Below are 22,122 nucleotides of genomic sequence, written 5' to 3' on the forward strand. Positions count from 1 at the left end.
CCATACTCTTTTTCTAAATGGAACAATACCTCGGCATAGATGTAGGCGGAACCAACGTAAAAATGGGAATCGTGGACGCTACAAATGGACGAATTTCAAATTTTTACAGCCACGATACAGCCAGCTGGCGTAAGTCAGGTCACTTTATAGAGCGTCTTGGTGACGCTATCTCACTCCAGCTTAATGAATACCCCAGCGTAAGGCGTGTAGGAATTGGCGTACCTGGTTTGATTACCCGCGATCGTACCACTCTGCTCGAAATTACTGCCATTCCCGAAATAGACGGAATTACTATAGTACCCGATCTAAAGAAACGCTTCCCCAACCACGAGTTTTACCTGGAGAACGATGCTAATGCTGCGGCTCTGGGCGAATACTACTTTGGTGAAGAAAAGCTGCCCGAAGACTACATATTCGTAACGCTGGGAACAGGTGTAGGCGGTGCTGCCATCATAGACAAAAAAGTATTCAAAGGAGGAGGTGGTAACGCGATGGAGCCGGGCCACATTCCTTCAAAGAATAGCCGGGTACTGGAGCGTAATATAGGTAAGAAAGAGCTGCTGGATATGGCTAACGAAATGCGTAGCAAGTACACCGGGCAGACTCAACTACCTGCCGATGGTACTATCTCTACTACCGGGCTGGTAGCAGCCGCGGGCGAAGGTGACGAGCTGGCCAAGCAGATATTTGATGAGATGGGTTATATGCTGGGTGATGGTCTGGTAGCCATGATACGGATTCTGGATATCACTACCGTTCTGATCGGCGGTGGAATATCAGCCTCTTTTGAGTATATTATGCCTGCGGTTAATGAGCGCCTGCACTACTGGCTGACCCCTTACTATGAGAAGACCTTGGTTGTAAAGAGAGCTACCCTGGCCAATGACGCTGGTCTGCTGGGAGCTGCTTCTCTTTGCTTTGACTAAGAAAAGTATATACGCTATATAAAAAGCGGCGACAGATACTTATGTATTCCTGTCGCCGCTCTTTTGTTAGAACTTATGTAAAAGAAGGCGGATACCTAACCTCCTGATTTCCCAGTAGCTAGATAAAATTTACCTCTGGTGTAAGCTTAATACCAAACTTGGCTTCTACCGAGGCCTGTACCCGCTCAGCCAGGGCTTTGATCTGCTCGCCGGTACCACCGCCGTAGTTGACCAGTACCAGGGCCTGACGGGCATGTACACCCACCTGCCCCTCCCGAAAGCCCTTCCAGCCGGCCTGTTCGATAAGCCAGCCAGCCGGTACTTTGATCTTATCCGGAGCCGTAACGTAGCCCGGAAGTTCAGGGTACTCTTGCTTGAGCTGGTCGTACTGGGCTTTGGGTATCTCAGGATTCTTAAAGAAGCTGCCCGCATTACCAATCTGGGTGGGGTCGGGGAGTTTGCTCTGGCGTATCCGGATAACGGCTTCGCTGATCGCGCGGGTACTCAGCTCCTGTACATTCATCTCGGCCAGGGTCTTCTGAATATCCCCGTAGGATACCTGAAAAGCCGGTACCTTGTTGACACGGAAGGTCACGGCCGTAATAATATACTGCCCGCGCAGGTCGCGCTTAAATACGCTCTCCCGGTAGCCAAAGTTACACTCATCAGCTTTAAAGCGTCGAGCCTGCGCCGTTTCGATATGTACGGCTTCCAGCTCTTCAAATACCTCTTTGATCTCCACGCCATAGGCACCGATGTTCTGCATGGGAGCTGCCCCTACCGTACCCGGTATCAGCGACAGGTTCTCCAGGCCGGAGTAGCCGGCCTCCACCGTATGCAGAACCAGCTCGTGCCATACTTCACCCGCCCCTACCCGAAGGTACACATGCTCATCGTCCTCTTTGACTACCTCCATACCTTTAATGGCAATCCGGATTACCAGGGCATCCACATCCTGGGTCAGCAATACATTACTACCACCGCCCAGAATCCACTTGGGTACCTGCTGCCAGCGGGGGTTCTGCAGGAGCTGACGTAGCTCGTCGGCTGTGGTTACTTCTACAAAATACCGGGCTTTGGCTTCCAGACCGAATGTATTGTAAGGACGTAGGGAAACGTTTTCTAATAACTGCATACACTATGAATACTTTGACGGGGCAAAGGTAAGAATAGGAGCACAACAATATGCCAGCTGGGAATGTTAATCCATTTTTGGTTATGTTTGTACATTAATCTTGAATATGACTGTGGTATGATACGCATTAGATTAATAGCCTTGCTTATTCTGGGAGTCGGAGTAGTAGGGATGTCTGGCTGTAGCCGCCGGGGAGTAGCCGCTGCCTCAGGCAGTACGTATAAGGAAGATCTGTCGAACGTACGTCCCAGGTACTCGTACGTAGAGCCTGCCATAGAGAAAGAAAAGGCTGCTGAGCGTAAAGAACCGGTGCGTAAGCCATCGGCCAAAGACGACAAGCCGCTGTACATCAACAAGCGGCTGGAGGCAGTACTGGATACCATGTACAGTCAGAACAAAGCCATCAAGTATATCAATGGGTATCGTATACAGCTGTATGTTGGAAATACCCGTGGGGAGGCCGAGGCTGCCAAAGCCTACATATACCAGATGTTCCCGGACCTGATTCCTTACGTATCGTACTCGCAGCCTACCTATCGGGTCAAAGCCGGGGATTTTATGTACCGGGCCGATGCCGAGCAGTACCTGGACCAGATACGCCAGCAGTATCCTTCGTCAGTTATTCTGGCTGATCGGGTAGAAATTAAGAAAGGGCTGCAGATTGGAGCTACCGCTGAGGCTACTAAGGAGTAACAGCCCAATGACCACTCACTAATTTAAGGCCATGATTGTCGGCCGGATGTTTATTTTTGTGATACTATAAAGGAAGATCACCCACCACTTCTTAATTTACAATGAAGAAAGCGCTTATTACAGGTATTACAGGGCAGGATGGAGCCTACCTGGCTGAGTTACTATTGAGTAAAGGCTATGAGGTACACGGTATCAAGCGCCGTACCTCCCTTTTCAATACTCAGCGTATTGATCATATGTACGAAGATCCGCACGAGAAAGACGTACGCTTTCATCTCCACTACGGTGATCTGAGTGACTCTACCAACATCATCCGGATTATTCAGGAGGTACAGCCCGACGAAATCTATAACCTGGGAGCCATGTCGCATGTGCGGGTGAGCTTCGAAGAACCGGAGTATACAGCCAATGTAGATGGTATAGGTACACTGCGTATCCTGGAGGCGGTGCGCCTGCTGGGACTTACGCAGAAGACAAAGATATACCAGGCTTCTACCTCGGAACTGTACGGTCTGGTACAGGAAGTACCCCAGTCCGAGAATACGCCCTTTTACCCTCGTTCGCCCTATGCAGTAGCCAAGCTATACGGCTACTGGATTACGGTCAACTACCGCGAAGCCTACAATATGTTCGCGGTCAATGGAATCCTCTTTAATCACGAGTCACCGCTACGTGGCGAAACTTTCGTGACCCGCAAGATTACCCGTGCCGTAGCGCGTATTGCGCTGGGCCTGCAGGATAAGATCTACCTGGGTAACCTGGATGCCCGCCGCGACTGGGGACACGCCAAGGACTTTGTGGAGGCTATGTGGCTGATCTTACAGCAGGATGTACCCGAAGACTATGTGATCGCTACCGGCCAGACTACCAGTATCCGTGACTTTGTAAAGATGGCTTTTGCTGAGGTAGGTATCGAGCTTACTTTTGAAGGTGAGGGCGCCAAAGAAAGAGCGGTGGTAGCCAAGTGCAACGATCCACTCTATCAGTTGCCGATTGGGAAAGAGATATTGTGTATAGATGAGCGGTACTTCCGCCCTACGGAGGTAGAGCTGCTGATCGGTGATCCTACCAAGGCTATGACCAAGCTGGGCTGGAAGCCTAAGTATGACCTGCCTGCACTGGTGAAGGACATGGTAAGCGCAGATCTTGATCTGTTCAAGAAAGACCAACTACTGGAAAGCAGCGGGCACCGCGTCATGAATTATTTTGAATAACAGCTTTTAACAGCTACTAATAAAAAAGCAGCGGCCCCGATCGTATGATCGGGGCCGCTGCTTTTTATCTATATTAACCTATTACAGTCGGAAACCGAAGGTAAATACATCACGTGGCGCGTCGATATAGAATCCTTCGAACTGCACCATAGTGTCAGTCTTACCAGCCAAAGCCTGATCCAGCTCTTTCACCGAACGTACCGCTTTACCATTCACCTTGGTGATAATGAAGCCTTCCTCTACACCGGCACGGGCTAGTTTACCGCCTTCAATGCCTGTTACTTTCACACCGCCAGGTACACTATAACGTGACAGACGCTGCTTTTCCTGATCGTTCAGGTTGCCAAAGCGAGCTCCTAAAGAACTCAGTGTACTGGCTGACTCTTCACGACGGATAACATCTGATCCACCGGTACGGTTTCTGAGTGTTACAGTCAGATCTCTCTCCTGTCCGTTACGGTTAACAGTTACAGCTACCTTGTCACCAGGACGGTGCAGACCGATCGCCTGCTGCAGTTGAGGAATAGAACCGATAGGCAGACCATCTACCTTAACGATTACGTCTCCTTTGGCAATACCAGCCGCCTTGGCAGCGCTATTGTCAGTGAATTCGCGTACATATACACCTTCACTAACTTTTACGCCATACTCTTCGGCTTTACGGCTATCCAGATCGTCAAGGGCGATACCGAGGTAACCACGCTGAACAGCACCATACTTGATAATATCGCTGGATACCTTCTTTACAATGCCCGCAGGTACCGCAAAGGCATAACCAGCAAAGCTACCAGTAGGGCTGGCAATGGCAGTATTGATACCTACCAGTTCACCTCTGAGGTTTACGAGTGCTCCACCACTATTACCGGGGTTTACTACCGCGTCAGTCTGGATAAAAGCTTCCAGGGGAGAATCACCTTCGAAATCACCACTTGCACCAAACTTACGAGCGTACTCCTGGCTAATGATACCCAGACCACGTCCTTTGGCACTTACAATACCCGCTGTTACTGTAGACTCAAGGTTGAAAGGGTTACCTACGGCTACTACCCATTCACCTACCTTTAAGGCGTCAGAGTTACCAAACACTACAGCTGGTAGGTCTTTACGCTCTACCTTGATCACGGCAATATCCGTTGAAGGATCAGTACCGACTACCTTCGCCGTAATTTTGCTTTTATTGTAGAGCGTTACTTCCAGTTGGTCGGCACCTTCAACTACGTGGTTGTTAGTAACGATATATCCATCTGCACTGATAATTACTCCAGACCCGGAAGCTTCCTGACCTCGCTGTGGCCCACGGGGCTGAGCTCTCATGTCATCACCAAAGAAGTCACGGAAGAAATCTGGTAATTGCTGCTGACCGCCACGTGCAGTCTGACGCGTCATACTTGATTTAATATGTACTACTGTGGGAGTTGCTACTTCTGCTGCATATGTAAAATCGCCAGGGGTGCCGGCAGGTAGGCCGGTTGAGGTAAAGCGAGGCAAAGTCTCGGTAGAAGACTCTTTTAAAATTACGTCACGCTCACCGTCAGAATCTAATAATTTGAAGCCGGCTATAGTTGTGGCACTTGATAGTACCCCAACCAGCGCTATTGCTTTCCAGTTTGTTTTCATAGCCATCTCAATGGGTTTAATAATGTATTTACGAAACGCACTTAGGATAGTAATCTATTCCCCTGTACGAGGTATTTAACAAATTTTAACAAAGATAAATTCTTAGAAAAAGAATCGTACCAAATGATGATGAGAGGTTTAACATGACAACAAACAGAGGTGGTATCTGTTTGCTTTGACACCACCCCCGTTTGTACAACCTCATCTCTGTGGATGAACTGCTTACTTTATTTCAATTTGGCGTACAGGCTTTACCTTTGCTTCCTCACGCTTTGGTAGCTCTATGGATAGGATACCATCGGTGTAGGTCGCTTCGATTCTTTCACTATCAATGGTGGCAGGTAAAGTAAATGTACGCTGAAATGAAGCATACTTAAATTCACGACGGGTATACTTCATATTTTCCTTCTCTTCCTTCTGCTCCCTCTGGGCCGAAATAGTCAGCTTATTGTTATTCAGGTCCAGCTTGAAGTCTTCTTTCTGCATACCGGGCGCTGCTACTTCTATACGGTAGCCTTCGGTATGCTCGATAACATTGACCGCGGGAGAGGTACCGTTGTAGGCAGGAGCAAACAGCTCATTCATAGAGTCTTTTCCAAAGAAGCCTTCAAATAAAGTAGGATAAGCATATCCATTTTTTACTACTGAGTTCATAGCTATTTATGCTTTTAAGTTAATCTATATCTGTTTACTTTTTTACATTTTCAATTGTACTAACAGATTTAAAAGAGGTATACCAAACCAAAAAATAGCTGTTTTTATGACATTATGGCGTTAATAGTTTAGAAAAAGTTATATAAGGTGCCATTATGGCCGAGAAAAAAAAGTGTCAAATTGAATGAAGTGTATCAGTATAATTAATGGTAGGGAGATTGCGAAAAAAAGAGGATATAGAAGAAGTAGTCCCTAAGCAAGCGGGATAGAAAGGCATACTAGTAGTGGGTCATGGGGAATAAATCCCTCAGCCTCTAAGGAAGCTTAGTAGAGGATCAGCTACGTATTGTAGGAATGGGAACTGGTGTGTAGTAACTATTTCAGTTCCAGTTGCTCACAGGCTTTTTCGGCAGCCGACTGTTCGGCTTTCTTCTTGGTATAGCCATTGCCTACGGCAAACGGTTCTTCATCTACCAAAAGTCGTGATATAAACTCGCGGTGGTGGCGGTTGCCGCGTTCTTCGACAATCTCAAATCTCACCTCCTTTCCCTCACGCTGTGCCCATTCGATAACCAGGCTCTTGAAGTTAACATTATTCTGGATAATGTTTTCGAGGTCATAGTGGGCCAGGAGCTTCTTGATAATGAACTTGCGGGTGAAGTTAAAGCCCTTGTCCAGATAGATAGCCCCGACAAAAGCTTCCAGAGCATCGCCGTACATAGAGGAGCGGGGCGACATACCGCGGCGGTTGCCATCGTATTCGATCAGGTGGTCCAGGCCCAGCTTACGCGAAATCTGGTTAAGCGTTTCACGGTTGACGATACGGGAGCGTATCTCAGTCAGGAAGCCTTCGTCCTTGTAGGGGTACTTGGTAAACAGAAACTCCGCTACGACCATACCCAGTACCGAGTCGCCCAGGTACTCAAGACGTTCGTTAGACTCCCGGAACCCCTGGATCGCTGTTTCCTTGGAGGCCGACGTATGGCGAAAAGCAAGCTGGTATACACTTAGGTTGGATGGACGCTCGCCAAGTATATGGGCGATAGCCTTCCTGAATTTCTTCTCTTCAGCGTCGTTAATAGTAGATTTGAAGAGGGAAATAATCGGTTGCAGGACTCGCTTCGCCAAGGAAACAGTACGTTAGACGTCTAACTTTTTGAAGATGACAGACGCATTGTGGCCGCCAAAACCAAAGGTATTGCTGAGTGCGATATTAACGGTACGTTGCTGAGCCTTATTAAAGGTAAGATTCAGGCGAGGATTAATCTCGGGGTCGTCCGTAAAGTGATTGATGGTAGGAGGTACCACCTGATCTTGGATAGCCAGGATACAAGCGGCGGCTTCGATAGCACCGGCTCCACCGAGCAGGTGTCCGGTCATCGATTTGGTAGAGCTTATATTGAGGTTATAAGCAGCATCACCAAACATCCGCTCAATGGCTTTTATTTCCTGAGGATCTCCAATGGGAGTAGAAGTACCATGCGTATTGATGTAATCTACATCTTCGGGCTTGATACCTGCATCCGCTAGGGCATTTTTCATTACCATGTAGGCGCCATGTCCTTCAGGATGAGGAGCCGTGATATGGTAGGCATCAGAGGTCATGCCGGCACCGATCATTTCGGCGTAGATCTTAGCACCGCGGGCTTTGGCGTGCTCGTATTCTTCCAGAATCAGGGCAGCTCCTCCTTCGCCTAATACAAACCCATCACGATCTTTGTCGTAGGGGCGTGAGGCTGTTTCGGGAGAATCATTACGCTCCGAAAGGGCTTTCAGTGCGTTGAATCCACCTACACCCGCATTGGTAACGGCTGCTTCGGATCCACCGCTGATGCACACATCCATCATACCCAGCCTGATGTAGTTGTAGGCATCAATAAGGGCATTGGTAGAAGATGCACAGGCCGAAACGGTAATAAAGGTTGGCCCACGGAAGCCGTAGCGGATCGAGATAACCCCGGAGGCACTATCTGCGATCATTTTGGGGATAAAGAAAGGATTGAAGCGTGGGGTACGGTTGCCTTCGCTGAAGTTCATTACTTCATCTTCAAAGGTTTTCAGACCGCCTATACCCGAGCCCCATATAACACCCGCCTTGTCCAGATCAAGTTTTTCCAGATCAAAGCCGGCATCTTTCATGGCCTCTTCGGCCGCGATAACTGCGTATTGGGTAAAGGGGTCCATTTTACGAGCCTCCTGCCGGGGAATGTAGTCATTCAGATCCAGACCCTTTACCTCACAGGCAAAGCGGGTCCGAAACTTTTCGGCATCGAATCGGGTAATAGGTGCCGCGCCACTGACGCCGGCCACCAAATTCTTCCAAAAAGTTTGAACATCATTTCCTACTGGCGTAAGGGCGCCTAATCCGGTAACTACAACTCGCTTGAAACTCATAAAATGGACTAAAAGGGGAAGATAATACGGTTAGTGTAAGCTTTGACTACTTAACGTTTTCTTCCAGATAGGTGATAGCCTGACCTACCGTACCGATATTTTCAGCCTGGTCGTCAGGAATAGAGATGTTGAATTCTTTCTCGAACTCCATGATCAACTCAACGGTATCCAGAGAGTCTGCTCCCAAGTCGTTTGTGAAGCTGGCCTCGGGCGTTACCTCCGACTCTTCTACGCCGAGTTTCTCGACGATAATCTGCTTAACTCTTTCTGCGATTTCTGACATTTTGTAAACGCTTTTTGGTTAAAAACGCCACAAAGAAAGATATTTCAAATCATTTTGTCAAACAATTTTTAATACGCCCGGATGAAGCTCACAGCCAGCCATGCAAAAAAAATAGCAGTATATCAGCTGCTTACAAAATATTGATTGGCTATAAAAGTAGATTTGGTCCAGATCAGCTTAGAGAACCGTACCTTTGAGGAAATTTTCAATTATTACCGATTTCAGAAGCCTATGCTGCATATTTCGAAACTTCAACATACCGATTCCTCCAACTTTTTCCTGATGGCGGGCCCCTGCGCTGTAGAGGGGCGGGACATGGCGCTACGCATTGCAGAACAGATTGTAACCATCACAAACCGACTGCGGATCCCTTATATATTTAAAGGCTCTTACCGTAAAGCCAATCGTACTAAGGTGGACTCCTTTACGGGTATTGGTGACGAAAAGGCACTCAGTATACTCAAAGAAGTAAGCGATACTTTCGGAGTACCTACTGTTACCGACATCCACGAAGCGCACGAAGCCGCCATGGCTGCCGAGTATGTGGATGTACTGCAGATACCGGCGTTCCTGTGCCGCCAGACCGATCTGCTTGTAGCTGCCGCCCAGACGGGAAAAGTGGTGAATGTGAAGAAGGGGCAGTTTTTGTCGGGGGCTTCTATGAAATTCGCGGTAGAAAAAATCGGAGCTACCAATCCTGAGGCGCAGGTGGTACTTACCGACCGGGGCAATATGTTTGGCTACGGCGACCTGGTAGTTGACTACCGCAACCTGCCCGAGATGCAGTCGTTTGGGGTACCGGTGGTAATGGATTGTACACACTCGCTGCAGCAGCCCAACCAGAGCAGTGGTGTAACGGGTGGTAAGCCCAGACTCATCGAAACCATTGCCAAAGCAGCCATAGCCGTAGGAGCTGACGGGCTCTTTATGGAAACGCACTACAATCCTTCCGAGGCTAAGTCGGACGCAGCCAACATGCTTCCGCTGGACCAGCTAGAAGGTCTGCTGGAGCGACTACTACGCGTGAGAGAAGCCGTTATATCTTAAGTATATCGAATTGATACAAGCGGGCCTCAAAAGCTCCCTGTCCTTTTGATACGATTAGTCCCATATCCACAATTATAGAGTAGCTTACGCATGAATTTATTTTATCGTTTTCTTTTCCTACTTCTGATTTTCCTCCACGGAGCTTCCGGACTGCAGGCCCAGTACGCTATTGATACGACAGGTACCGGGGTTCGGCCTCGTGAGTTTATTCTACCGGCTGCTTTGATGACATCGGGGTTGATCGTGCAGGGTAATATCAGCCGTCAGCTGCAGCGTCAGATCATAAACAGATACCCAAGCTACGCTACCAGAGCCGACGACTTTCTGGCGGTGACGCCCGCTGCGGTGAGCCTGGGCCTGGGAGCTATAGGTGTCAAAGGAAGGCATCCCTTTGGCGAGCAGATACTACTGGCCGTTGTGTCTACCTTAGTAGCACAGGGTATAACTACTACCTTTAAGGTACTATCCAAGTACCCCCGTCCCGACCTGAATGGCTTTGATTCTTTCGCATCGGGGCATACCACGGCGGCTTTTACCGGGGCTACGCTGCTACACCAGGAGTACGGCCACCGCAGTGTGTGGTACAGTGTAGGGGGATACGGAGTAGCTACATCCGTGGCGACGTTGCGCATGCTCAACAACCGCCACTGGCTGTCGGATGTACTATTCGGAGCCGGAGTAGGGATAGGTACTACCAAAGCCATGTACTTGCTATACCCAAATGTGAAAAGAAAGGTACGCAGCCGTCCGAGGAGATAAATACCTGGTTGTATAGAGACGGTAACCAATAAGCTAACTATACTCCCAATGAGCTACTGCAACTACATCATTCAAAGCATATCGGATAGTACCGATTACCTTCTGAATAAGCACTACCACGACCAGCAGTACGGCTTCCCGATTGAGGATGACGATGAGCTGTTTGGAAGGCTGTTGCTAGAGATTAATCAGGCTGGCCTGAGCTGGACGCTTATGCTGCGGAAGCAGGACCACTTTCGTAAGGCTTATAGCGATTTCAGTATAAACAGAGTAGCCATGTACGGTGAAGAGGATATAGCGCGCCTGCTGGCCGACCCGGGTGTTATTCGTAACCGCCTGAAGGTATTGGCGGCTATCCATAATGCGCGGGTTATCCAGGAGATGCAGCAGGAGTACGGATCGTTCAAAGCCTGGCTGGACCACCACCACCCGGCTACGAAGGAGCAGTGGATCAAGCTGTTCAAGAAGAAGTTCCGATTTGTGGGAGGTGAGATTGTCAACGAGTTTCTGATGAGTACGGGGTACCTGCCCGGCGCTCATAGTCCCGACTGCCCCATATACGAGGAGGTCCTGAACACTAAGCCCCGCTGGCTGGAGAACATAACCTTATAAAAAGAGCGGGCTCATGTACTTTGTGCATGAGCCCGCTCTTTTTATCTACAAAGCTATCAGCTAAGACCTAACTACCTGATCTCAAAGCTGGCCAGGTTCACAAATTCAAGTACACGATTATTTACATCCTGCTCGGTCAGGTTGACGATACGCTCAGTACCGAACTTCTCGACGCAGAACGATGCCATGGCCGAGCCATAGATGATGGCGCGCTTCATGTTGTCAAACGAGATGTCGTCGGTGCTGGCCAGGTACCCGATAAATCCACCCGCGAACGTGTCACCGGCACCGGTTGGATCGAATACTTCTTCCAGTGGCAGAGCAGGAGCAAAGAAGATGCGGTCGCCCTGGAAAAGCAGAGCACCGTGCTCACCCTTCTTGATGATCAGTGTCTTGGGACCCATTTCCATGATCTTCTTAGCTGCTTTACGTAATGAGTATTCCTTCGAGAGCAGGCGGGCCTCCTCATCATTGATGGTCAGTACATCTACCATACCCAATACCTGCACCAGATCGTCCCAGGCTACATCCATCCAGAAGTTCATGGTATCCAGCATGATGAGCTTGGGGCGCTTGTGCATACGCTCTATCACCATACGCTGAATAGCCGGTGCCGTATTGCCCAGCATCAGGTACTCGCAGTCCTGATAGGTATCCGGAATGGTAGGATCGAAATGCTCCATTACGTTGAGCTGAATATCCATGGTATCACGGGTATTCATATCGGTATGGTACTTGCCCGACCAGAAGAACGTCTTCTCATCCTGCTTGATCTGCAGTCCTTCGGTATTGACACCGTGTGTCTGCAGCAGGTCTATCATATCCTGAGGGAAGTCGCCTCCCACTACAGCTACCAGGTTGTTTTTCTTGGTAAAGTAGGAAGCCGCCAGTGTGATATAGGTGGCAGCACCTCCAATGATTTTATCAGTTTTTCCAAATGGTGTTTCAAGGGCGTCAAACGCCACGGATCCTATGGTAAGAAGACTCATTGTATATTTTTAAATTAGAATAAAAGCTAAGATTAGTATGGACTAGATGACAGGATGACGCTTAAACTCTTTGGTACGGTCAAACAGGTAGCGGTAGGTAAGATGGGTCTTGTGAGGTACTCCTCCCAGCAACTTGGCAAAGTTGATCATCTTGGGGTTAAAGTCGCCAATCCAGTTCAGTTCGAGGTCTTTGTACTGGTAGTCGGTGTTCCAGGCTATTTTGGAGTAGGCCAGTGCGATGGCTGATTCAATACCCTTCTTCTGAAACTCCGGTACCACGCCAAAAATAACTCCAAAGGCTTTGTGGTTGGTCTTCATCAGCTTGTGGTACATAAACTTGAGCTTCCCGATCCAGTCGAGCTTCCCGTTGACATGCTTGAAGATCTGGTTCAGCTCCGGCAGCATGATAAAGAAAGCTACGGGCTCATCTTCGTAGTACCCAAACCACATCAGATCTTCTTCCAGGATCGGTTTCATCCGGTTGATGAGCTGCCTGGCTTTATCGGATGTCATCTCACCTACACCCAGATGTTTGGCCCAGGCTTTGTTGTAAATGGTTCTGAAATCTTCGGCGTACTTCTCCATCTCATTTTTCCGGATATGCCGGAAGTCGTAGCCGGGGGTATTGAATATTTTCTCGGCACGGGCAAATACCGCCGGATGCAGCAGGGGGCGCACCCGTTCTTCCTCCATCGGTAAGTAGTAGGTATACTGCTCAAAGTAGGTTTGAAAGCCGTAGCTTTCAAAGAACGGGCGGTAGTAGGGCATATGGTACCCCATCCCATAGGTAGGTTCCTTGTCGTAACCATCTACCAGTAGTCCCCAGTGGCGGTCCCGGTCGCCGAAGTTGATGGGACCATCCATGGCTTCCATACCCCGTGCCTCCAGCCAGTCGCGGCAGGTGTTAAAGAGCAGGTAGGCTACATCCAGGTTGTTGGCGCACTCAAAGAATCCCATGCCGCCGGTAGGCTGGTCGTTGCCTTTCTCCGCCAGCTTGCGATTATAGAAAGCAGCTACGCGCCCGACGGTCTGGCCACTGCTGTCTACTGCCAGCCAGCGCGCGCACTCTCCATCCTGAAACAACTTATTTTTGTTGGGATCAAATACTTCCTCAATGTCCTTGTCGAGCGGACGTATCCAGTAGGGATTGTTGCGGTAAATCCGTACTGGAAGCTGAAGAAACTCGCTGCGGAGGTAAGCATCATTTCCTACTTCTACGATTTCCATAGTGGTATATACAGGCAAGGACGGGCGTCCAGTAGCGGTTCGTTTTCAGAATAATAGGCGCGAATATAGCGAAAACTGCCGAATCGGGTGGCAGGTAGGCGGGTTAGCCACTATTTTTAGAGGTCAATCCTCAACAAATGATTAGTTTTGCAAAATAGAACCAGTTAGAACTACGCATGAGTGAACAGCCTCTGAAGCTATATAATACGCTTACCCGTCAGAAAGAATTATTTGAACCTCTGTCTCCTCCCTATGTAGGCATGTATGTATGCGGACCCACCGTATATAATAATGTACACCTGGGCAATGTACGTACCTTCCTGACCTTTGATACCCTGTTCAGGTACCTTACCCATATTGGCTATAAAGTACGCTACGTCCGCAACATTACTGACGTAGGGCACCTGGTAGGTGATGGAGATGAGGGCGAAGACAAAATCGGCCGGATGGCCAAGCTGGAGAAGGTAGAGCCCATGGAGATCGTGCAGCGATATACTAACGATTTCCATCAGGTAACGGCTACTTTCAACTTGCTGCCACCCAGTATTGAGCCTACCGCTACCGGCCACCTCATCGAGCAGATTGAGGCAGTGAAAAAACTGATTGACTCCGGTCTGGCCTACGAGTCCAACGGGTCGGTGTACTTTGATATTATGAAGTACAACGAGGGCGGGCACAATTACGGCAAGCTCTCGGGCCGGGTACTCGAAGACCTCCTCAACGAAACCCGCGAGCTGGACGGACAGGCCGAAAAGCGCAACCCGCTCGACTTCGCCATCTGGAAAAACGCTTCGCCCGAACATATTATGCAGTGGAACTCGCCCTGGGGGCGTGGCTTTCCGGGCTGGCACCTCGAGTGTACCTGTATGAGTACCAAGTACCTGGGCAAGCAGTTTGATATTCACGGGGGCGGTATGGACCTCAAGTTTCCCCACCACGAGTGCGAGATCGCGCAGGGTACCGGCCTCACGGGCCACGATCCCGTACGGTACTGGATGCACTCCAACATGCTGACCGTAAACGGCCAGAAAATGTCTAAGTCGCTGGGTAACTCGTTCCTGCCGCACGAGCTGTTTACGGGAAGCCATCCGCTGCTGGCGCAGGCATTTAGTCCCATGACGGTACGTTTCTTCATGCTGCAGAGCCAGTACCGCAGTACGCTGGACTTCTCCAACGATGCGCTCAAAGCCGCGCAGAAAGGCTATAAGCGACTGGTGAATGGGTACCGGGTACTCAAGCTGCAGGAGTTTGTAGAGGAGGAAGGCGTAGCCATCGACGAAAAGAAGAAGGCCGATGTGGAGAATTCGATCCGGGGTTTCTACGAGGCCATGAACGACGATATTAATACCGCCGTGGCCATTGCGCACCTGTTCAACCTGCTCAAGTACGCCAACATGCTTTACCTCAACCAGCTGAAATCAGCGGCTTTGGGTAAGGAAACCTTTGATCTGCTGAAAGAGAAGTTTGTGGTTTTCTTCGAGGATGTACTGGGTCTGCAGGAAGAGAATACGGCCGGCGATGCCGTGATAACCGGAATGCTGAGCCTGTACCGCGAGTATAAAGCCGCTCAGGAGTACGAGAAAGTAGATGAAATCCGTCACTATTTTAAAAACCAGGGCCTGGTGATCCGCGATATGAAGCACCGCATCGACTGGGCCTACGAAGAATAAACCTATGCGCCGTAACCGCCAATCCCTCTTTGCGCTGATCCTGCTGGCCGTCTTTGTGCTCGCCGGTATTGGCTATGTAGTAGTACCCTTTCTTAACGACCGCAAGACCAGCACTGAGGCTACCTCAGAAGGCTCGGCCGGGGCCGGAAGTAGTACACCTACTTTTACCAAAGAGGGAGAAGTGGTATTTATAAGTGGTGGGGCAGCCATCAAGAAAATAGATGTAGAGGTGGCGGAGAATGAGGCAGAGCGGAATCAGGGATTGATGTACCGCTCGTACATGCCCGATTCGGTAGGGATGCTGTTTATCTTTGAGCAGTCAGAGCCGCAGTCGTTCTGGATGAAGAATACCATTATACCGCTGGACATCCTCTATGTGAATGAAAACAAAGAGATCGTCTATATTCATAAGAATACAACTCCCTACTCCGAGCAAAGCCTTCCGTCGTACGAGAATGCGCAGTACGTGGTAGAGGTCAATGCCGGCTTTACCGACCGCTACGGGATCAAAGTAGGCGATTCTATTTCTTTTTAGGAATTATATGAAGTGTAACACTATTGCAGGCTTACTGTTGATTGCAACACTTGGTACTCATTGGGGCTGTACCAAAAAAGAATCTTCTGAACAGACCACCGAACAGCAAACTACCGCACTTGTGCAGGCTCCTGCTTTCAATGCTGATTCTGCCTATGCTTTTGTTGAGAAGCAGGTAGCTTTTGGGCCGCGTGTACCCAATACACCGGCTCACCGGCAGACGGGTGACTACCTGGTGGCAACGCTGAAGCAGTACGGCTGGCAGGTGACGGAGCAGCCTTTTACCGCCACCACCTACGACGGCAAAAAACTCAACGCCCGTAACATCATCGGTACCTTTAATCCGCAGGCGGCTAAGCGGATCATGCTGGCTGCACACTGGGACTCGCGTCCTTTTGCGGATGAAGACTCTACCGCTCGTACCAAACCGGTACCGGCCGCCAACGACGGAGCTAGTGGAGTAGGGGTACTGCTGGAAGTAGCCCGGGTACTTAGCCAGAGCCCCAATAAGGCTGATGTAGGCGTGGATATTGTATTCTTTGATGCCGAAGATTGGGGCAATTCGCAGGAGGCCAAAGACAAGTACGGTGGATTTTGCCTCGGCTCACAGTACTGGGCGGCCAACCGTCATATACCTGGTTATACGGCTTACTTCGGAGTACTACTGGATATGGTAGGAGCCAAGGGCGCTACTTTTCCGAAGGAAGGGTACTCAATGCAGTACGGAGCTGAGATCGTCAACAACGTGTGGCGCACCGCCAGTCAACTGGGGTATAACCAGTATTTTATTGACCAGCGTGGACCGGCCATTACGGACGATCATGTACCGGTCAACGAAATAGCTCGTTTTCCGATGATCGATATTATCCATCTGCGGGTAAACAGCCTGAGCCGGACCTTCTTCGACGAATGGCACACCGCCCAGGATGATATGGATACCATTGACCGCAATACCCTGAAGGCCGTCGGTCAGACGCTGGTACAGGTAATTTATCAGGAGGCACAGCCTATTCAGTAAACCTTGCTGTAGTGATGAAACAAGCTTTGAAAATAGTATCCTTCGGCCTGATGGCACTTATGGTAGCCTGTACCTCGGCACCTGAGAAGCTGGGTCAGCTGGATCTGGTTAAGTGGCGACAGGATAGGGGAGGATGCAAAGGAGATCGTGCTACGCAGGTAGATAACTTCAAGGCGGAGCAGAAAGTACTCATTGGTAAGTTTGCCAATGAAGTAGGTGAGCTACTGGGGCGCCCCGATATTCATCAGCTTGGAGGTCGTAATCAAAAGGTGTACGTATACTTCCTGGAGAAAGGTACCCACTGTGAGGACATAACAAAGAAATCCTATTCTCCCAAAGCAATCCTGCGCTTCAATGCTGTAGGCCTGCTTACCGAGATTACCTACCAGAGTCAGCCTCTGGAGTAGCTCTTTAGGCCTTATACGTAAAACTTCTTTCGGGTTATCATTTCCTCTACTACATCAGGTACCATGTAGCGTATAGAGTGGCCCTGTCGGATAGAATCCCGAATGTACGTAGCTGAGATGTCCAGCAGAGGAGCCGGAACAAAACGCACCGCCGGATGATTAGCAAAGGCATGTGGAGCTGCTTGCGGTCGTGGATATACGTACAGCCCTACATACTCCAGTATTTTATCGTGGTTTTTCCAGTTAGGAAACTGAGCCAGGTTATCTTCCCCCATAATAAGGCGGAAGGTATGCTGGGGGTATTTTTCGAGCAGGCGCACCAGCGTGTCAATGGTATAGCTGGGGCGCGGCATATGGAATTCGGCGTCGGTTGCTTTCAAAAGAGCATTGTCCGAAATAGCCCGCTCAACCATATCAAGGCGGTCAAATTCGTGCAGGAGGCTCTTATTCTTCTTAAAAGGATTCTGTGGGCTTACTACAAACCATACCTGATCCAGGTCGGTGGCCGTAGCCATGGTATTGGCTATAATCAGGTGCCCTACGTGGATAGGGTTAAAAGACCCAAAGAATAAGCCTATTTTCATGATAAGGCTCCGCCCGTAGGGGCTATAAAGTCTTCTACTATATTTTCTGCCTTCCGAAGCGCTTCTTCCAGGTCATCGTTGACAAGTACCTGGTCAAATTCATGCTCAAAGCTTTGTTCATACCGGACCTTGGCCAGGCGTGTAGCCATAGTTTGCTCCGTTTCGGTACCACGGCTGTTGAGGCGTCGCCGGATCTCATCCTCTGAGCTTACTTTAACAAATACGGCCAGTGCCTGGTCTCCGTAGGCTTCCTTGAGCTTTAGACCACCTTTTACATCCACATCAAACAGGACATGCTTGCCCTCGCTCCACAGGCGCTCTATTTCGGACTTAAGCGTACCGTAGTAGTTGCCGGCATATACCTCCTCCCATTCTGCAAAGTCGTTGTCTGCAATATGCTTTCTGAACTCCTGCGGAGTAAGGAAGTAATAGTCCCGCCCGTGTACTTCGTAATCACGGCGAGGCCGGGTACAGGCAGATACAGAAAAAGCGAGTTTTGAAGAGTACTTAGCCAGAAGGTGCCTGACTATTGTCGTTTTACCTGAACCAGAAGGTGCAGAAAATATGATAAGCTTTCCTTCCACCTTTATTCATTAACTGTTTACTTTAGCCTTAATTACGGCTAGCAGGTCATCTGGGCAAGGCTTACGTAGTACTTTGTTATGTAAGGCTTCCTTAATACATTTCTCTAGGTGATAAGACTGGATGCATGGCATGCACTTGTCCATATTTAACCTGAAATGTTCTTTCTCGCTTTCGGTTGCTTCGCCATCAAGAATAGCTTGAATCTTCTTAATACATTCAGCATGATGCTCACAATGTTGCTTCATTGGCTGTTCTTGCTTTTCTCCCTCAGCAGAAGGCCTGTTAGATGGTGCATTCATCACAAAATCGTTCTCGTGAAATTAGTTATAAGTGGTATGGTTGTACCCTGATAACCACAGTGGTCCATGAAAAAGTTTCATGAGTTAAGCGTCATAACCCATTGAACTCGCATAATTTTTTAATTTTTCCTTCAAAAGGTTACGAGCCCGGTGCAGACGCGACCGTACTGTACCTATAGGGATGTCAAGTATCTTGGCCATCTCTTCATACGTGAAGCCTTCGATATCGCAAAGTATAATGACCGTACGGAAATCTACCGGTAAAGCATTAAGAGCCGTGGCTACCTCATCACCTATCAGATCCTGCACGGCATCGGCCCGCAAATCGACGGTATAGTTGGTATCAGCCGCTTCTTCGGAGTTATAGGTAGTCTCCACCTCCTGGTAATCTACCTTGGATGGCTCCTTGCTCTTCTTACGGTAATCGTTGATAAAGCTATTTTTCAGGATTCGAAACAACCAGGCCTTAGCGTTGGTACCCTGCTCAAACGAAGAGATAAACCGAAATGCCTTTAAGTAGGTATCCTGCACCAGGTCATTGGCATCGTCCTCATCGGTTGTAAGGCGAAAGGCGAAGTTGTACATTGAATCTATATGTGGCATGAACTCGCGATTGAATATCTCATATCGCTGATCGTCCGTGTATCCTTCTTTTATGATTGCTTCTGACATAACAACTGACATAGGTATGCTGACTACTACAAATTTTAGCACAGTCCCAGACACCGACAAGTAGTACTTGATGAACGGCATCTGGATAAAATCAGTAGTGATTTATCATAAGACTGTATCTGGAGGGTTTTTATGAACAAACCAATTACTAACTAAATGGTTTGTGGTATGTACGAATACTTATTCTGATAACTAGCTAAAATTTCGCTCCAGTATGCAGGCATACGGTCAATTTGTCAGGCAAGAGTCTTTTGACGGCGGGAAAATAGCTGAATAAGCAGAATAACTAAAGTGGTAAAGAGGCTACTGGCGATTATTCGTAACAAAGTGTAGAGTACCATGCCGAAGTGGCTCATTTCGATAAAAAACAAAGCACTGTGGTGAATAAGAACCAGCAGGAAGATATAAGAGATGTAAGAGCCTACTCCTAACGACTGGATGCTGATGTCGGTGCGTTCGGTACCTTTTGATTCAAACATCAGCTTGATCAGTAAGGGGCGCAGGTACACGGCCAGCAGCGTAGCCGCTGCGTGCAGTCCCAGAGTATTGTAAAAAACATCGACGATAATACCGGTGGCAAAGCCCAATAGCAGCAGTAGGGTACGGTTGGCTTCGGTAGGAAGCAGGATAACTCCGGCTATGTACACAAAGCAAAACGCATAATCAAAAAGCACCAGATTGCGCATGACCAGTATCTGCAGGGCCATGTACAGCAAAAACCATAAAGTATATTGAATTATTTCGCGTAAGCTCATCGGCGCTCGTCTTCTATGCGTTTTTGAAGAATGTCCTGCTCGGGGCGCAGGCGGTTCTGTACCACGTATACATACGATAGATTCCGGAAGTCGGTGGACAGCTGCAGGTCAATATCAAAGAAAGTCTGGTCCTGGCGGACTCTCAAATCCTGGACCTTTCCTACCATTATACCCGGAGGAAATACCGAGTTGAAGTTGGATGTAACGGCGGTGTCGCCCTTCTGTACCGGCCGGTAGCGCGATATATCGTGCAGTTCAATGATCTCCGGATTCTGACCGCTCCATTTGGCAGTACCTATCTCATTGCTACGGATCAGGCGAGTCGACACCATGAACTGCGAGTGAAGGATAGACGTAACTACCGAGTAGTGCTCCGAGCAGAAACGTACCTTCCCTACTACACCCGTAGCTGAAATAACTCCCATTCCGGGACGTATCCCCTCGGCAGTACCCTTGTCGATGGTGATGTAGTTGTTGGCCCGGCTGGTTTCGTTATTGACTACCTTGGCCACTCTGAATGTAAAGCGGCTGGCAAAGACGGAGTCAGGCTGGTACCCGGCAGGGGCATCGGAAGATCGCTGTTGCTGCAACTGAGCTACCAGGGCGTTAAGGCGAACGTTTTCCTCGGCCAAATGCGTATTTACATCCTTCAGATTGGCAAAGTCGCGAACCGAATTGGATAGCGTAAGTACCTGGGCTACGTAGTAGTTGGATGTATTAAAGTACGTAGCTCCCCAATACGAGTTATTCTGGACGATCAGCCAAAAGCTGAATACTTCCAGTAACACGAATAGTATAAAATTCCGGTTCCGGGAGAGGAACTCAACAAGTTGAAACATGGGCGAAAGGAGCTCACAAGAAGCAGCAACCCAGATAGCGGTACTATCTGGGTTGCTGTGAACAATCCGTTACTAGGTAATCAATACAGGCTTGTACAGTTCAAGGTTTTTCAGGACCTCACCAGTACCGCGTACTACTGCCTTCAGGGGCTCTTCGGCCACGTGGATAGGCAGCTTGGTCTTGGCAGCCAGACGCTTGTCCAGACCGTGTATCATGGCGCCCCCACCCGTCAGGTGAATACCATTCTTATAAATATCAGCAGATAACTCCGGAGGTGATATCTCCAGCGCTTTCATAACAGCCTCCTCGATCTTGGAAATAGACTTATCCAGGGCGTAGGCAATCTCGCTGTATGTTACTTTGATTTCTTTGGGAATACCTGTCATCAGGTCACGGCCCCGGATTTCGTAATCATCTGGTGGTGACTCAAGCTCAGGCAGTGATGAGCCGATGGCTATCTTGATCATTTCGGCTGAGCGTTCTCCAATCAGCAAGTTGTGCTCGCGGCGCATGTAGTCAACAATATCACGCGTAAACACGTCACCAGCGATGCGTACCGACTGCTCACAAACAATACCTGAGAGCGCAATCACGGCAATTTCGGTAGTACCTCCACCAATGTCAACAATCATCACCCCGTTGGGCTGGGTAATGTCGATACCGATACCGATCGCCGCTGCGATAGGCTCGTGTACCATGTATACTTCCTTGGCCCCGGCGTGCTCGGCTGAGTCCTTAACGGCCCGCTTTTCTACTTCCGTAATGCCTGAAGGAATACAGATTACCATCCGGTGTGAAGCTGAGAAGAACCGGTTGCCTGAATCGATCATTTTGATCATCCCCCGGATCATCATTTCAGCAGCTGTAAAGTCGGCAATTACGCCGTCTTTGAGCGGACGAATGGTTTTTATATTTTCATTGGTCTTTTCGTGCATTTGCATCGCCGTGTGGCCAATCGCCAATACCTTTCCACTTGTCTTGTCAATTGCGATGATGGAGGGTTCATCTACCACCACGGTGTCTTTGTGAATAATCAGGGTGTTGGCAGTACCCAGATCAATGGCGATATCGCTGGTCAAAAAATCAAACAATCCCATGTTTACGCTTATAAAAAATACACTTGCTTGGATTTCAGGATTGCAAAATTAAAGATTATTAACCACAAACAAAGGTATTTCAATAATTTCCATAAAGGGATGTAAATCAG

At 48.9% G+C, this 22,122-nt stretch carries 24 protein-coding genes; 10 read left to right on the forward strand and 14 right to left on the reverse strand.

Annotated features, from left to right (window positions below; translation table 11 throughout):
- Positions 1 to 17 precede the first annotated feature (17 nt).
- Positions 18 to 926 carry an ROK family protein gene (locus JTN23_RS03390; protein ID WP_247232399.1) on the forward strand — a complete coding sequence of 303 codons (909 nt, stop codon included), beginning with the start codon at positions 18 to 20 and terminating at the stop codon, positions 924 to 926.
- 118 nt (positions 927 to 1,044) lie between these two features.
- Here JTN23_RS03390 and murB read toward each other — a convergent pair whose 3' ends face one another.
- On the reverse strand, positions 1,045 to 2,061 hold the full coding sequence (murB, locus tag JTN23_RS03395; RefSeq protein WP_247232401.1) for a UDP-N-acetylmuramate dehydrogenase: 1,017 nt from the start codon (positions 2,059 to 2,061) through the stop codon (positions 1,045 to 1,047).
- A gap of 117 nt (positions 2,062 to 2,178) precedes the next feature.
- On the opposite strand from murB, the gene JTN23_RS03400 reads away from it, so the two are divergent.
- Both JTN23_RS03400 and gmd read left to right on the forward strand, forming a co-directional pair.
- Positions 2,179 to 2,754, forward strand: coding sequence for an SPOR domain-containing protein (locus JTN23_RS03400; RefSeq protein ID WP_247232403.1), 576 nt, complete (start codon positions 2,179 to 2,181; stop codon positions 2,752 to 2,754).
- 101 nt (positions 2,755 to 2,855) lie between these two features.
- Positions 2,856 to 3,968, forward strand: a complete 1,113-nt coding sequence (gene gmd / locus JTN23_RS03405) for a GDP-mannose 4,6-dehydratase (RefSeq protein WP_247232404.1) — start codon at positions 2,856 to 2,858, stop codon at positions 3,966 to 3,968.
- An 81-nt stretch (positions 3,969 to 4,049) separates the two neighbouring features.
- Here the strand turns inward: gmd and JTN23_RS03410 are convergent, their stop codons facing one another.
- The 5 genes from JTN23_RS03410 to JTN23_RS03430 form a co-directional block, all read right to left on the reverse strand.
- Entirely contained in the window at positions 4,050 to 5,591 is a 1,542-nt protein-coding gene (locus JTN23_RS03410; RefSeq protein ID WP_310586700.1) for a Do family serine endopeptidase, read from the reverse strand.
- A 216-nt stretch (positions 5,592 to 5,807) separates the two neighbouring features.
- Positions 5,808 to 6,239, reverse strand: a complete 432-nt coding sequence (locus JTN23_RS03415; protein WP_247232406.1) for an Hsp20/alpha crystallin family protein — start codon at positions 6,237 to 6,239, stop codon at positions 5,808 to 5,810.
- A gap of 375 nt (positions 6,240 to 6,614) precedes the next feature.
- Positions 6,615 to 7,367 carry a ribonuclease III gene (rnc, locus tag JTN23_RS03420; protein WP_247232407.1) on the reverse strand — a complete coding sequence of 251 codons (753 nt, stop codon included), beginning with the start codon at positions 7,365 to 7,367 and terminating at the stop codon, positions 6,615 to 6,617.
- A 12-nt stretch (positions 7,368 to 7,379) separates the two neighbouring features.
- On the reverse strand, positions 7,380 to 8,633 hold the full coding sequence (gene fabF, locus JTN23_RS03425) for a beta-ketoacyl-ACP synthase II (protein WP_247232408.1): 1,254 nt from the start codon (positions 8,631 to 8,633) through the stop codon (positions 7,380 to 7,382).
- A gap of 46 nt (positions 8,634 to 8,679) precedes the next feature.
- Complete coding sequence (locus JTN23_RS03430) at positions 8,680 to 8,916, reverse strand: acyl carrier protein (RefSeq protein ID WP_207503943.1); 237 nt, start codon at positions 8,914 to 8,916, stop codon at positions 8,680 to 8,682.
- A 231-nt stretch (positions 8,917 to 9,147) separates the two neighbouring features.
- Here JTN23_RS03430 and kdsA point away from each other — a divergent pair, with 231 nt between their 5' ends.
- From kdsA to JTN23_RS03445, 3 genes are all read left to right on the forward strand, one after another.
- Positions 9,148 to 9,963 (forward strand): 3-deoxy-8-phosphooctulonate synthase, encoded by an 816-nt coding sequence (gene kdsA / locus JTN23_RS03435; protein WP_247232409.1) that lies wholly within the window; start codon positions 9,148 to 9,150, stop codon positions 9,961 to 9,963.
- A gap of 90 nt (positions 9,964 to 10,053) precedes the next feature.
- Positions 10,054 to 10,722, forward strand: coding sequence for a phosphatase PAP2 family protein (locus JTN23_RS03440; RefSeq protein WP_247232411.1), 669 nt, complete (start codon positions 10,054 to 10,056; stop codon positions 10,720 to 10,722).
- Positions 10,723 to 10,770: 48 nt separating this feature from the next.
- On the forward strand, positions 10,771 to 11,334 hold the full coding sequence (locus JTN23_RS03445) for a DNA-3-methyladenine glycosylase I (protein ID WP_247232413.1): 564 nt from the start codon (positions 10,771 to 10,773) through the stop codon (positions 11,332 to 11,334).
- Between the two features lie 71 nt (positions 11,335 to 11,405).
- Here JTN23_RS03445 and JTN23_RS03450 read toward each other — a convergent pair whose 3' ends face one another.
- Both JTN23_RS03450 and JTN23_RS03455 read right to left on the reverse strand, forming a co-directional pair.
- Positions 11,406 to 12,323 (reverse strand): PfkB family carbohydrate kinase, encoded by a 918-nt coding sequence (locus JTN23_RS03450; RefSeq protein WP_247232415.1) that lies wholly within the window; start codon positions 12,321 to 12,323, stop codon positions 11,406 to 11,408.
- Between the two features lie 42 nt (positions 12,324 to 12,365).
- Positions 12,366 to 13,550: a hypothetical protein gene (locus tag JTN23_RS03455; RefSeq protein WP_247232416.1), complete on the reverse strand. Its 1,185-nt coding sequence runs from the start codon at positions 13,548 to 13,550 to the stop codon at positions 12,366 to 12,368.
- Positions 13,551 to 13,726: 176 nt separating this feature from the next.
- On the opposite strand from JTN23_RS03455, the gene cysS reads away from it, so the two are divergent.
- Genes cysS through JTN23_RS03475 form a run of 4 tightly spaced genes read left to right on the forward strand, consistent with a single transcriptional unit; the run spans position 13,727 to position 17,180 of the window.
- Complete coding sequence (gene cysS, locus JTN23_RS03460; protein WP_247232417.1) at positions 13,727 to 15,220, forward strand: cysteine--tRNA ligase; 1,494 nt, start codon at positions 13,727 to 13,729, stop codon at positions 15,218 to 15,220.
- A gap of 4 nt (positions 15,221 to 15,224) precedes the next feature.
- Positions 15,225 to 15,755 (forward strand): DUF192 domain-containing protein, encoded by a 531-nt coding sequence (locus JTN23_RS03465; RefSeq protein WP_247232418.1) that lies wholly within the window; start codon positions 15,225 to 15,227, stop codon positions 15,753 to 15,755.
- 7 nt (positions 15,756 to 15,762) lie between these two features.
- Positions 15,763 to 16,773 (forward strand): M28 family peptidase, encoded by a 1,011-nt coding sequence (locus tag JTN23_RS03470; protein ID WP_409049425.1) that lies wholly within the window; start codon positions 15,763 to 15,765, stop codon positions 16,771 to 16,773.
- Positions 16,774 to 16,787: 14 nt separating this feature from the next.
- Entirely contained in the window at positions 16,788 to 17,180 is a 393-nt protein-coding gene (locus tag JTN23_RS03475) for a hypothetical protein (RefSeq protein ID WP_247232420.1), read from the forward strand.
- Between the two features lie 11 nt (positions 17,181 to 17,191).
- Here JTN23_RS03475 and nadD read toward each other — a convergent pair whose 3' ends face one another.
- The 6 genes from nadD to JTN23_RS03505 all read right to left on the reverse strand — a co-directional run bounded on the left by nadD (position 17,192) and on the right by JTN23_RS03505 (position 22,012).
- Complete coding sequence (gene nadD, locus JTN23_RS03480) at positions 17,192 to 17,764, reverse strand: nicotinate (nicotinamide) nucleotide adenylyltransferase (RefSeq protein ID WP_247232421.1); 573 nt, start codon at positions 17,762 to 17,764, stop codon at positions 17,192 to 17,194.
- Positions 17,761 to 18,348, reverse strand: a complete 588-nt coding sequence (gene gmk, locus JTN23_RS03485) for a guanylate kinase (protein ID WP_247232422.1) — start codon at positions 18,346 to 18,348, stop codon at positions 17,761 to 17,763. The genes nadD and gmk overlap by 4 nt, the downstream gene beginning before the upstream one ends.
- Positions 18,349 to 18,732: 384 nt before the next feature.
- Positions 18,733 to 19,332 carry a sigma-70 family RNA polymerase sigma factor gene (locus tag JTN23_RS03490; RefSeq protein ID WP_409049426.1) on the reverse strand — a complete coding sequence of 200 codons (600 nt, stop codon included), beginning with the start codon at positions 19,330 to 19,332 and terminating at the stop codon, positions 18,733 to 18,735.
- A 224-nt stretch (positions 19,333 to 19,556) separates the two neighbouring features.
- Positions 19,557 to 20,027 carry a hypothetical protein gene (locus JTN23_RS03495; RefSeq protein WP_310586701.1) on the reverse strand — a complete coding sequence of 157 codons (471 nt, stop codon included), beginning with the start codon at positions 20,025 to 20,027 and terminating at the stop codon, positions 19,557 to 19,559.
- A gap of 44 nt (positions 20,028 to 20,071) precedes the next feature.
- Positions 20,072 to 20,914: a rod shape-determining protein MreC gene (gene mreC, locus JTN23_RS03500; RefSeq protein ID WP_247232425.1), complete on the reverse strand. Its 843-nt coding sequence runs from the start codon at positions 20,912 to 20,914 to the stop codon at positions 20,072 to 20,074.
- A 72-nt stretch (positions 20,915 to 20,986) separates the two neighbouring features.
- Entirely contained in the window at positions 20,987 to 22,012 is a 1,026-nt protein-coding gene (locus tag JTN23_RS03505; protein WP_247232426.1) for a rod shape-determining protein, read from the reverse strand.
- Positions 22,013 to 22,122 lie beyond the last annotated feature (110 nt).

The sequence above is a fragment of the Telluribacter roseus genome, assembly GCF_017355915.2.
GTDB lineage: Bacteria > Bacteroidota > Bacteroidia > Cytophagales > Spirosomataceae > Telluribacter.

Bases quoted from the DNA above. Each gene is read 5' to 3' on its own strand.
- JTN23_RS03455 (WP_247232416.1), bottom strand. From the start codon at position 13,550: ATGGAAATCGTAGAAGTAGGAAATGATGCTTACCTCCGCAGCGAGTTT.
- JTN23_RS03430 (WP_207503943.1), bottom strand. From the start codon at position 8,916: ATGTCAGAAATCGCAGAAAGAGTTAAGCAGATTATCGTCGAGAAACTC.
- JTN23_RS03445 (WP_247232413.1), top strand. From the start codon at position 10,771: ATGAGCTACTGCAACTACATCATTCAAAGCATATCGGATAGTACCGAT.
- JTN23_RS03495 (WP_310586701.1), bottom strand. From the start codon at position 20,027: ATGGCCCTGCAGATACTGGTCATGCGCAATCTGGTGCTTTTTGATTAT.
- JTN23_RS03450 (WP_247232415.1), bottom strand. From the start codon at position 12,323: ATGAGTCTTCTTACCATAGGATCCGTGGCGTTTGACGCCCTTGAAACA.
- nadD (WP_247232421.1), bottom strand. From the start codon at position 17,764: ATGAAAATAGGCTTATTCTTTGGGTCTTTTAACCCTATCCACGTAGGG.
- kdsA (WP_247232409.1), top strand. From the start codon at position 9,148: ATGCTGCATATTTCGAAACTTCAACATACCGATTCCTCCAACTTTTTC.
- JTN23_RS03465 (WP_247232418.1), top strand. From the start codon at position 15,225: ATGCGCCGTAACCGCCAATCCCTCTTTGCGCTGATCCTGCTGGCCGTC.
- JTN23_RS03475 (WP_247232420.1), top strand. From the start codon at position 16,788: ATGAAACAAGCTTTGAAAATAGTATCCTTCGGCCTGATGGCACTTATG.
- JTN23_RS03390 (WP_247232399.1), top strand. From the start codon at position 18: ATGGAACAATACCTCGGCATAGATGTAGGCGGAACCAACGTAAAAATG.
- JTN23_RS03505 (WP_247232426.1), bottom strand. From the start codon at position 22,012: ATGGGATTGTTTGATTTTTTGACCAGCGATATCGCCATTGATCTGGGT.
- mreC (WP_247232425.1), bottom strand. From the start codon at position 20,914: ATGTTTCAACTTGTTGAGTTCCTCTCCCGGAACCGGAATTTTATACTA.
- JTN23_RS03470 (WP_409049425.1), top strand. From the start codon at position 15,763: ATGAAGTGTAACACTATTGCAGGCTTACTGTTGATTGCAACACTTGGT.
- JTN23_RS03415 (WP_247232406.1), bottom strand. From the start codon at position 6,239: ATGAACTCAGTAGTAAAAAATGGATATGCTTATCCTACTTTATTTGAA.
- murB (WP_247232401.1), bottom strand. From the start codon at position 2,061: ATGCAGTTATTAGAAAACGTTTCCCTACGTCCTTACAATACATTCGGT.
- cysS (WP_247232417.1), top strand. From the start codon at position 13,727: ATGAGTGAACAGCCTCTGAAGCTATATAATACGCTTACCCGTCAGAAA.
- gmd (WP_247232404.1), top strand. From the start codon at position 2,856: ATGAAGAAAGCGCTTATTACAGGTATTACAGGGCAGGATGGAGCCTAC.
- JTN23_RS03410 (WP_310586700.1), bottom strand. From the start codon at position 5,591: ATGGCTATGAAAACAAACTGGAAAGCAATAGCGCTGGTTGGGGTACTA.
- JTN23_RS03440 (WP_247232411.1), top strand. From the start codon at position 10,054: ATGAATTTATTTTATCGTTTTCTTTTCCTACTTCTGATTTTCCTCCAC.
- fabF (WP_247232408.1), bottom strand. From the start codon at position 8,633: ATGAGTTTCAAGCGAGTTGTAGTTACCGGATTAGGCGCCCTTACGCCA.
- JTN23_RS03400 (WP_247232403.1), top strand. From the start codon at position 2,179: ATGATACGCATTAGATTAATAGCCTTGCTTATTCTGGGAGTCGGAGTA.
- JTN23_RS03490 (WP_409049426.1), bottom strand. From the start codon at position 19,332: ATGTCAGTTGTTATGTCAGAAGCAATCATAAAAGAAGGATACACGGAC.